Origin of the sequence: Streptomyces sp. NBC_00090 (assembly GCF_045160815.1) — a bacterium.
GTDB lineage: Bacteria > Actinomycetota > Actinomycetes > Streptomycetales > Streptomycetaceae > Streptomyces.
This window is the reverse complement of the sequence record NZ_CP108224.1, coordinates 5,387,939-5,397,616: the sequence shown is the minus strand read 5'-3', so window position 1 is coordinate 5,397,616 and position 9,678 is coordinate 5,387,939. Positions and strand designations below refer to the sequence as shown.

Below are 9,678 nucleotides of genomic sequence, written 5' to 3'. Positions count from 1 at the left end.
GCGCCCAGTCTCTCAGGTGTCAGCTACCGGGCCGCTTCCCCCAGATGTAGACCCGGTCACCCTTACGGAGGACGCCCCACAGTTTCTCGGCGTTGCGGTAGCTGAGATTGACGCAGCCGCGGCTGCCGGTGGGCGTGGCGAGCTGCCCGTAGACGGCGTGGAAGGCCTGCCCGCCGCTGAAGAACTGGGAGTACGGCATGGGGGTGTTGTAGATGGACGACCAGTGGTCCTTGTGGCGCCAGTAGACGGTGTGCCAGCCGGTACGGGTGGCGTACCCGGCCCGCCCGCTCCGCACGTTCACCACCCCGTAGGTCACCTTCTTGTCCTTCCGCACCCACATGAGCTGGCGGTCGAGGTCGACGCAGGCGACGGCGTACTTCTTCACGGGGCAGCGGCGGCCCGGGTCCAGGTTCTTCCGGGCGGCGAGCAGCTCGGCCCGGGCCCAGGTGACGGGCCCCGCGTACCCGATGGCGGGCTTGATCTTCTCCCTCACCTGGAACGCCTTGATGGCCTTGCAGTCGGCGGCGGACTGCCTGCCGTCCACCCGCAGCTTCAGCAGCCGCTCGACCTGTCGCTGGTAGGTCCCGGCCTTCGCGGTGCAGGTGGCCCCGACGGCACTTCGCGGCAGGTACTCGACGAGCTCGTCGACGTCCCCCTCCGGCTCGGGCACGGGCACGTCCCCCTCGGACCGCAGCGGCGGCAGCACCTGATCGGGCGTATCCATCGGGTACTCGGCCCGCCCGCCCCCGACGACCCCGGGGACGAGCACCTCGGCGGGCTCGGACGCGGGCTCGGACGCGGGCTCGGACGCGGGCTCGGGTACGGGCGGCTCAGCGGGCGGGTCGGAGGCGGGAACGGGGGCGGAGGGCTCGGGCGGGTCGGCGGCGGCCACTGCGGGCCCGAGGGCGAGGACGGCGGCGAGGACGAACAACAGCGGCGCGGTACGACTTCTCCAACTGATCACCCCACCCACCCAAGCCCCGCCCCGTGATCCCAGCGCGCCGTATCCCACGGGTGGGGCAACGGGTTCGCCCGAGTGGGGGTGGCGGGGGTGTACGTCCGGAGCGAGGGCGCCGCGAAGCGGGCGCGCTGCTTCGGACAGGGGGCTCGGGGGCGAAGCCCCCGGGAGAGCGGCACCCACCACCTAGCCCCGGCAGGGTTTCGGGAAGGGGTGGGGTGGGGTGGGGTGGGGTGGGGTGGGGTGGGGGAACGAAACGACCCCCACCTACGCGGGCGCGTTCACGTCCTGCCACGCCCCCCGCAGGGCCTCCGCCACCTCTCCCGCCGTCACCGGCCCCGCCGTCACCGGCCCCGCGGGCCCCGCCATCACCTGCGGCCCCTCCAGCCCCGCCGACGCCCGGCGCGCCGCCAGCCCGTGGAGGTACGCCGCCGCCGAGGCCGCGTCGACCGCCGGGAGGCCCGCCGCGAGGAGGGAGCCCGCGAGGCCGGAGAGGACGTCGCCGCTGCCGGCCGTCGCCAGCCACGAGGTCCCGGTCGGGTTCACCCGTACGGGACCGGCGCCCGGCCCGCACACCAGCGTCGTCGACCCCTTCAACAGCACGGTCGCCCCGAAGCGCTCCGCCAGCTCCCGTACCGCCGCGAGCCGCCCCGCCTCCACCTCCTCGCGCGCGACGCCGAGCAGCGCGGCCGCCTCGCCCGCGTGCGGGGTGAGCAGGGTGGGGGCCGTGCGGGCCCGTACCACCGCGGGGTCAAGGCCCCGCAGTCCGTCGGCGTCGACGAGGACCGGCACGTCGGAGGCGAGGACCTCGGCGACCGCGACGAGGTGTCCGGGTCCCTCGCCGAGTCCGGGCCCGACGACCCAGGCCTGCACCCGCCCGGCCTTCTCGGGCCGCCCCGAGTGCACCAGGGTCTCCGGGTGCCGGGCGAGCACCGCGTCCCCGGCGGGCCCGACGTACCGCACGGCCCCGGCCCCGCCCCGCAGCGCCCCGGCCACGGCGAGGACCGCCGCGCCGGGGTAGCGGGTGGATCCGGCGAAGACCCCGAGGACCCCGCGCCGGTACTTGTCGCTCTCGGCGCCCGGCACCGGCAGCAGCCGTGCGACGTCCTGGTGCTGGAGCGCCTCCATCTCCGGCACCCCGGGGAGGAAGGCGTCGAGCCCGATGTCGACGAGCCGCAGCGCCCCGGCGTACTCCCGCGCGGGGTCGACGAGCAGGCCGGGCTTGTACGTCCCGAAGGTCACCGTCGCGTCGGCCCGCAGCGCCTCCCCCGTCACCTCTCCCGTGTCGGCGTCGACGCCGCTCGGCAGGTCGACGGCGACGACGACGGCGTCGGATCCGCGCGCGGCCCGGGCGACGGGGACGGCGTCGGGCCGGAGCCCGCCGCGCCCTCCGATGCCGGTGATGCCGTCGAGGACGAGGTCGGCGGCGGCCAGCGCCGCGAAGGGGTCGTCGGCGAGCCGCCCGCCGGCCGCCCGGAGGGCCGCGAGCCCGCCCTCGTGGGCCTGCGCCCCGAGCAGGACGGCCGTGACGCCCGCGCCGCGCCGGGCGAGCCGGGCACCGGCGTACAGGGCGTCGCCGCCGTTGTCGCCGCTGCCGACGAGCAGCACGACCCTCGCCCCGTACACCCGTGGCAGCAACCCGGCGCAGGCGGCGGCGAGTCCGGCGGCGGCGCGCTGCATGAGGGCGCCTTCCGGCAGGCGGGCCATGAGTGCGGCCTCGGCGGCCCGGACGGTCTCCACACAGTGAGCGGTACGCATGTCCAGCAGTCTGCCGCAGTCATCAAGCCACCGCCTTGGGCGGCGGCTTGGGCGGCGGCTTGAGGACCCCTCCAGGGGGTGCGCGAACAACCCGACCCCGGCCCTGGCAGTCGCGCGCCACACGGCCCGGGGCCCGACCGTGGAAACGGCCGGGCCCCGGGCTCGTACACCTCGAAAGGCTCACGCCTCGGCGATCACCACCGCCGAGGCCACCCCCGCGTCATGGCTCAGCGAGACGTGCCAGTGCTTCACGCCCAGCTGCGCGGCCCGCGCCGCCACCGTCCCGCGCACCCGCAGCCGCGGCTGCCCGGTCCCCTCGACGTACACCTCGGCGTCCGTCCAGTGCAGCCCGCCGGGCGCGCCGAGCGCCTTCGCCAGCGCCTCCTTCGCGGCGAACCGCACCGCGAGCGAGGCCACCCCGCGCCGCTCGCCGCTCGGGAGCAGCAGCTCCTGCTCGACGAAGAGGCGCTGGAGCAGCCCCGGTGTGCGCTCGATCGACGCGGCGAAGCGGTCGATCTCCGCCACGTCGATGCCCACCCCAATGATCATTTCCCACTCACTCCACGGTCACGGATTTGGCCAGGTTGCGCGGCTGGTCGACCTCGTTGCCCCGCGCGGTGGCGAGCTCGCAGGCGAAGACCTGGAGCGGCACCGTGGAGACCAGCGGCTGGAGCAGCGTAGGCGTGGCCGGGATCCGGATGAGGTGGTCGGCGTACGGGACGACGGCCTCGTCGCCCTCCTCCGCGATCACGATCGTCCGCGCACCGCGCGCCCGGATCTCCTGGATGTTGGAGACGATCTTGTCGTGGAGGACGGAACGGCCCTTGGGCGAGGGCACCACCACGACGACCGGCAGGTCCTCCTCGATGAGGGCGATCGGCCCGTGCTTGAGCTCTCCGGCGGCGAAGCCCTCGGCGTGCATGTACGCGAGCTCCTTGAGCTTCAGCGCGCCCTCCAGGGCCACCGGGTAGCCGACGTGCCGGCCGAGGAAGAGGACGGTGTTCTTGTGGGCGAGGGAGCGGGCGAGGGCCCGGACGGGCTCCATCGTCTCCAGGACCCGCTCGACCTCGTCGCCGATCCGGGCGAGCTCGCGGACGACGGCGTGGATCTCGTCGCCCCACTTGGTGCCGCGTACCTGCCCGAGGTAGAGCGCGAGGAGGTAGCAGGCGACGAGCTGCGTCAGAAAGGCCTTGGTGGAGGCGACGGCGACCTCGGGCCCGGCGTGGGTGTAGAGCACGGCGTCGGACTCACGCGGAATCGTCGAACCGTTCGTATTGCAGACGGCGAGGACCTTGGCGCCCTGCTCGCGGGCGTGCCGGAGCGCCATCAGGGTGTCCATGGTCTCGCCGGACTGCGAGATCGCGATCACCAGGGTCTTCTGGGTGAGGATCGGATCCCGGTAGCGGAACTCGCTGGCGAGCTCGACCTCGCAGGGGATGCGGGTCCAGTGCTCGATGGCGTACTTGGCGATGAGACCGGCGTGGAAGGCGGTGCCGCAGGCGATGATGACGACCTTGTCGGCCGCGCGGAGCACGGCGTCCGGGATGCGCACCTCGTCGAGGGTGAGCCGGCCGGCCCCGTCGATCCGCCCGAGGAGGGTGTCGGCGACGGCCTTGGGCTGCTCGGCGATCTCCTTGAGCATGAAGTAGTCGTAGCCGCCCTTCTCGGCGGCCGAGGCGTCCCAGTCGACGTGGTAGGCCCGTACGTCGGCGGGCGCCCCGTCGAAGTCGGTGACGGTGACGGCGTCCCGGGTGAGCTCGACGACCTGGTCCTGGCCGAGTTCGATCGCCGAGCGGGTGTGGGCGATGAAGGCGGACACGTCGGAGGCGAGGAAGTTCTCGCCCTCGCCGACGCCGACGACGAGCGGGGAGTTCCGGCGGGCGCCGACGACGACGTCCGGCTGGTCGGCGTGGACAGCGACCAGGGTGAAGGCCCCTTCGAGGCGGCGGCAGACGAGCCGCATGGCCTCGGCGAAGTCCCCGGCGGAGGAGAACTCCTCGGCGAGGAGGTGGGCGACGACCTCGGTGTCGGTCTCGGAGACCAGGTCGTGGCCGCGTTCGGCGAGCTCGGCGCGCAGGGCGGCGAAGTTCTCGATGATGCCGTTGTGGACGACGGCGACGCGCCCGGCGTTGTCCAGGTGGGGGTGGGCGTTGACGTCGGTCGGCCCGCCGTGGGTGGCCCAGCGGGTGTGTCCGATGCCCACGGAGCCGCCGGCCAGCGGCCGGTCCTTGAGCTCCTTCTCCAGGTTGACGAGCTTGCCCGCCTTCTTGGCCGCGGCGAGCCCTCCGTCGGAGAGCACCGCGACACCGGCCGAGTCGTAGCCCCGGTATTCGAGCCGCTTGAGGCCCGCGACCACCACATCAAGCGCCGACTGCCCGCCGGCGTATCCCACGATTCCGCACATGTCGGAAGCCTAGGACGGAAGGGGCCCGGAAGGCCGGAGTCGGCCGGGTTCGGCGGCTGCGCGTCGGCAGCCGCCGGACCAGGACGCCACTCCGGGGTGACGTCAGCCGAGCTTGGCGGCCTGCGCGTCGACGATGTCCTTCGGCAGGGCCTTGACCGTGCCGCCGAAGCTGAGCGTGGAGAACGAGGCCAGGGTGCTGCCCTGACGGAAGACGACCAGCTTGGTGACGAAGGGCTTACCGTCCAGGTCGGTGGTGACGGTCCAGGCGAGCGCCTCCTCACCCGCGGTCACCGTCTCCGGCGCGACCTTGGAGATCTTCGTCTTCTCGCCGCCGCCGATCAGCGTGAAGCCGCCCGCGCAGTCGGTACCGGCCGTCTTCAGCGAGGCGAAGGCCTCCTGGGCGCCCTGCCCGTCGTACGAGCCGAGGGTCACGCCCGTCACCGGTGCCGCCAGCGCCCCCAGGGCCTCCTCCGGCGAGGCCGACGCCCCTTCGGTCTTCGGCACCTCGATGGCCTTGCGCTGCGCGGACGCGGCCGGCTTCCCGGTGGCGATGTACGACATGGCGTCGGCGATCGGCTTGCAGGACGGCTTGTCGGTGGAGACCGCGGAGGCCGGGGGGATCTCCCCGGCCTTGGCCTTCTGCACCTGGTGACCCGGCAGGTCGGCCTGCTCGACGATCAGCTTCTCCAGCTCGGCGGCGGACAGCGTCTTGGCGGGTGCGCTGCTCGTGGCGGAGGCGCTGGGAGCGGCGTCCTTGCCGGTGCCCTTGCCCTTGCCGTCGCTCTTCTCGCCGCCGCCGCAGGCGGTGACGAGCAGGGCGAGGGAGACGGCGGTGGCGGCGACGGCGGCGCTTCTCATGGACGTACGCATGGGTGGTGGCTCTCTGCTTCTCTCGTGCCGCCCTGCGGCGGCTCCCCCCGCGTGAGATTCAGAGGACACGCGGCATGAGCATGATCGCCCGGCGGCGACGGTCGGACAAAGGCTTTTGTCGCGTGACCGACCCCACGACCCACGGAGGCCCCCGACCCCCGACAATGGCGGGGTGATCACTTCGCCGGCACGAAGCACCAACGGAGACGGCCCCGGGCACGGGACCCCCCGGAACGGCACCGGCCACCGCCGGCCCTCCGAGGCGACGCCGTACGTCGACCTCACCCGCGCGGAGTGGAGCGACCTCCGTGACAAGACGCCCCTCCCGCTCTCCGCGGACGAGGTCGAGCGGCTCCGCGGTCTCGGGGACGTCATCGACCTCGACGAGGTCCGGGACGTCTACCTCCCGCTCTCCCGGCTGCTCAACCTGTACGTGCAGGCCACCAGCGGTCTCCGCGGCGCCCTCAACACCTTCCTCGGCGAAAACGCGGAGCAGCGCGGCACCCCCTTCGTCATAGGGGTCGCCGGTTCGGTCGCCGTCGGCAAGTCGACGGTCTCCCGGCTCCTCCAGGCCCTCCTCGCCCGCTGGCCGGAGCACCCGCGCGTGGAGCTGGTGACCACGGACGCGTTCCTCTACCCGATGGAGGAGCTGAAGGCGCGCGGACTCATGGCCCGTAAGGGTTTCCCCGAGTCGTACGACCGCCGCGCGCTCACCCGCTTCGTCGCGGACATCAAGGCGGGCAAGGAGGAGGTCACGGCCCCGGTCTACTCGCACCTGATCTACGACCGGGTGCCCGGCGAGCGGCTCGTCGTCCGCCGCCCCGACATCCTCATCGTGGAGGGGCTGAACGTCCTCCAGCCGGCCCTGCCCGGCAAGGACGGCCGTACGCGCGTCGGTCTCGCCGACTACTTCGACTTCTCGGTGTACGTGGACGCGCGGCCGGAGGACATCGAGCGCTGGTACCTCAACCGCTTCCGCAAGCTGCGCGACACCGCGTTCCAGAACCCCTCCTCGTACTTCCAGCGGTACACGCAGGTCTCCGAGGACGAGGCCCTCGACTACGCCCGCACGATGTGGCGGACCATCAACAAGGTCAACCTCCTGGAGAACGTGGCGCCGACCCGCGGCCGGGCCACCCTCGTCGTCCGCAAGGGCCCCGACCACAAGGTGCAGCGCCTGAGCCTCCGCAAGCTCTAGATCCGGCCTCCGTAAGCTCTCCCGCATGTTGCACCTCCGGATGATCGTCCCAGCCGACCGCACTCCGGCCGCCGTCGAACTCATCGAGTCGACGGTCGGCACCACGCATCTGGTGGTGCTGCCGGGCGCGGCCCTGGACCCGGCCGGTGACGTCGTCATGTGCGACGTGGCCCGCGAGGCCGGCCATGAACTCCTCAACGGGCTGCGCGCACTGAGGATCGATCAGGACGGCTCGATCGCCGTCGAGGACATCGACTTCTCCCTCTCCAAGCGCGCGGAAGCGGCCGAGGAGGAGGCCCCGGGCGAGCCCGCGGACGCGGTGATCTGGGAGCAGCTGGCGGGGGCGACGCACGAGGAGTCGACGCTCTCGATCACGTACAGCGCGTTCATGATCCTGGCGACGATGATCGCGGCCTGCGGTGTCGTCCTGGACAACGCGATCCTGATCGTGGGCGCGATGGCGGTCGGCCCGGAGTTCGGCCCGCTCGCCGGGGTCTGTACGGCGGTGGTGCAGCGGGCCCCGAAGCTCGCGGCCCGCTCGCTGATCGCACTGCTGGTCGGCTTCGCGGTGGCGATCGCGGCCACGACGGTGTTCAGCCTGGGAATGGACGCACTGGACCTGTTCAGCAGGGAGCAGCTGGAAGCGGACCGCCCCAACACCAGCTTCGTCTGGCAGCCGGACCCGTTCTCCTTCGTCGTCGCGCTGCTCGCGGGCATCGCCGGCACGCTCTCGCTCACCTCCGCCAAGTCGGGCGCCCTGGTGGGCGTCGCGATCTCGGTGACGACGATCCCGGCGGGCGCGAACGCGGCCGTGGCGCTCAGCTACGGCGACCTGAGCCAGATGTGGGGCTCGATCGAGCAGCTGCTGCTCAACCTCTTCGGCATCATGCTGGCCGGGGTGCTGACGCTGTACGGGCAGAAGCTGCTGTGGCGCACCCAGCGCGGCCGCTGGCGCCGCGCGCCGAAGGCCTGAGAGCCCGGAAGGCGAGGAACCCCGGAGGAGCGAGGAAGCCCGGAGGAGCCAGCAGACCCGGAAGGCCTGAGGGCCCGCAGAACGAGGAGGCCCCGTCGCGCCCGGAGTCCGGGTGCGACGGGGCCTCCCCCGAACTGCATGACGGTGCTTCAGAAAGGCTATCCCAGCGCGGACTTCACGACATCCGCCAGGCGCTGCGCCACCGCGCGGGCCTGCTCGATGTCGGCCGCCTCGACCATGACGCGGACCAGCGGCTCGGTGCCGGAGGGGCGCAGCAGGACACGGCCGGTGGCGCCGAGCTCCTGCTCGGCGGCGGTGACGGCGGCGGCGAGGTCACCGGAGGTCTTCACCCGGGACCTGTCGACGTCCGGGACGTTGATGAGGATCTGCGGCAGGCGCTCCATCACGCCGGCGAGGTCCGCGAGGGACTTGCCGGTGGCGGCGACCCGGGCGGCGAGCATCAGGCCGGTGAGGGTGCCGTCGCCGGTGGTGGCGTGGTCGAGCACGATGACGTGCCCGGACTGCTCGCCGCCGAGCGCGTAGTCGTTCTCCTTCATGGACTCCAGGACGTAGCGGTCGCCGACCGCGGTCTGGACGAGGTTCAGCCCCTCGCGCTCCATGGCGAGCTTGAAGCCCAGGTTGGACATGACGGTCGCGACGACGGTGTCCCCGCGCAGCGTGCCGGCCTCGCGCATGGCGAGGGAGAGCACGGCGAGGATCTGGTCGCCGTCGACCTCGTTGCCCGCGGCGTCCACGGCGAGGCAGCGGTCGGCGTCGCCGTCGTGCGCGATGCCGAGGTCGGCGCCGTGCTCGATGACGGCGGCCCGGAGCAGCCCCAGGTGGGTGGAGCCGCAGCCGTCGTTGATGTTGAGGCCGTCCGGCTCGGCGCCGATGGTGACGACCTGGGCGCCGGCCCGGGTGAAGGCCTCGGGCGAGACGCGGGCGGCGGCGCCGTGGGCCTCGTCGAGGACGACCTTGAGGCCGTCGAGACGGTTGGGGAGGACGGTGAGGAGGTGGGAGACGTACGTCTCGAAGCCCTCGTCGTAGTCGCGGACCCGGCCGACGCCGGCACCGGTCGGACGCGCCCAGGGAGCGCCGGTGCGGTGCTCCTCGTACACGGACTCGATGCTGTCCTCGAGGTCGTCGGCGAGCTTGTGGCCACCGCGGGCGAAGAACTTGATGCCGTTGTCGGGCATCGCGTTGTGGCTGGCGGAGAGCATCACGCCGAGGTCGGCGCCGAGGACGCCGGTGAGGTGGGCCACGGCGGGGGTGGGAAGGACGCCGACGCGCAGCACGTCGACACCGGCGCTGGCGAGACCCGCCACGACGGCCGCTTCCAGGAACTCTCCCGACGCACGCGGGTCCCGTCCGACCACGGCGGTCGGCCGGTGGCCCTCGAAGGTGCCCGCTTCGGCCAGCACGTGCGCCGCCGCGACCGAGAGACCGAGCGCAAGCTCCGCCGTCAGGTCCGCGTTGGCGACGCCGCGTACGCCGTCCGTGCCGAAGAGTCGTCCCAC

Annotated in this window: 8 protein-coding genes; 2 read left to right on the top strand and 6 right to left on the bottom strand. The window is 73.0% G+C overall.

What is annotated here, in order from left to right; translation table 11 throughout:
- Nucleotides 1-19 precede the first annotated feature (19 nt).
- The 5 genes from OG361_RS24290 to OG361_RS24270 form a co-directional block, all read right to left on the bottom strand.
- Nucleotides 20-964: a L,D-transpeptidase family protein gene (locus OG361_RS24290; RefSeq protein ID WP_405856719.1), complete on the bottom strand. Its 945-nt coding sequence runs from the start codon at nucleotides 962-964 to the stop codon at nucleotides 20-22.
- 261 nt (nucleotides 965-1,225) lie between these two features.
- Complete coding sequence (locus tag OG361_RS24285) at nucleotides 1,226-2,716, bottom strand: NAD(P)H-hydrate dehydratase (RefSeq protein ID WP_405856718.1); 1,491 nt, start codon at nucleotides 2,714-2,716, stop codon at nucleotides 1,226-1,228.
- A 180-nt stretch (nucleotides 2,717-2,896) separates the two neighbouring features.
- The gene (locus OG361_RS24280; RefSeq protein WP_384560170.1) at nucleotides 2,897-3,265 is read right to left on the bottom strand and encodes a holo-ACP synthase; all 369 of its coding nucleotides are present in this window, start codon (nucleotides 3,263-3,265) and stop codon (nucleotides 2,897-2,899) included.
- A gap of 7 nt (nucleotides 3,266-3,272) precedes the next feature.
- Nucleotides 3,273-5,120: a glutamine--fructose-6-phosphate transaminase (isomerizing) gene (gene glmS, locus OG361_RS24275; RefSeq protein WP_405856716.1), complete on the bottom strand. Its 1,848-nt coding sequence runs from the start codon at nucleotides 5,118-5,120 to the stop codon at nucleotides 3,273-3,275.
- 102 nt (nucleotides 5,121-5,222) lie between these two features.
- Nucleotides 5,223-5,978, bottom strand: a complete 756-nt coding sequence (locus OG361_RS24270; protein ID WP_405856714.1) for a hypothetical protein — start codon at nucleotides 5,976-5,978, stop codon at nucleotides 5,223-5,225.
- Nucleotides 5,979-6,162: 184 nt separating this feature from the next.
- On the opposite strand from OG361_RS24270, the gene coaA reads away from it, so the two are divergent.
- On the top strand, nucleotides 6,163-7,188 hold the full coding sequence (gene coaA, locus OG361_RS24265; RefSeq protein WP_405856712.1) for a type I pantothenate kinase: 1,026 nt from the start codon (nucleotides 6,163-6,165) through the stop codon (nucleotides 7,186-7,188).
- Between the two features lie 25 nt (nucleotides 7,189-7,213).
- On the top strand, nucleotides 7,214-8,161 hold the full coding sequence (locus OG361_RS24260) for a DUF389 domain-containing protein (RefSeq protein WP_405856711.1): 948 nt from the start codon (nucleotides 7,214-7,216) through the stop codon (nucleotides 8,159-8,161).
- Nucleotides 8,162-8,319: 158 nt separating this feature from the next.
- Here the strand turns inward: OG361_RS24260 and glmM are convergent, their stop codons facing one another.
- Nucleotides 8,320-9,678, bottom strand: coding sequence for a phosphoglucosamine mutase (glmM, locus tag OG361_RS24255; RefSeq protein ID WP_405856709.1), 1,359 nt, complete (start codon nucleotides 9,676-9,678; stop codon nucleotides 8,320-8,322).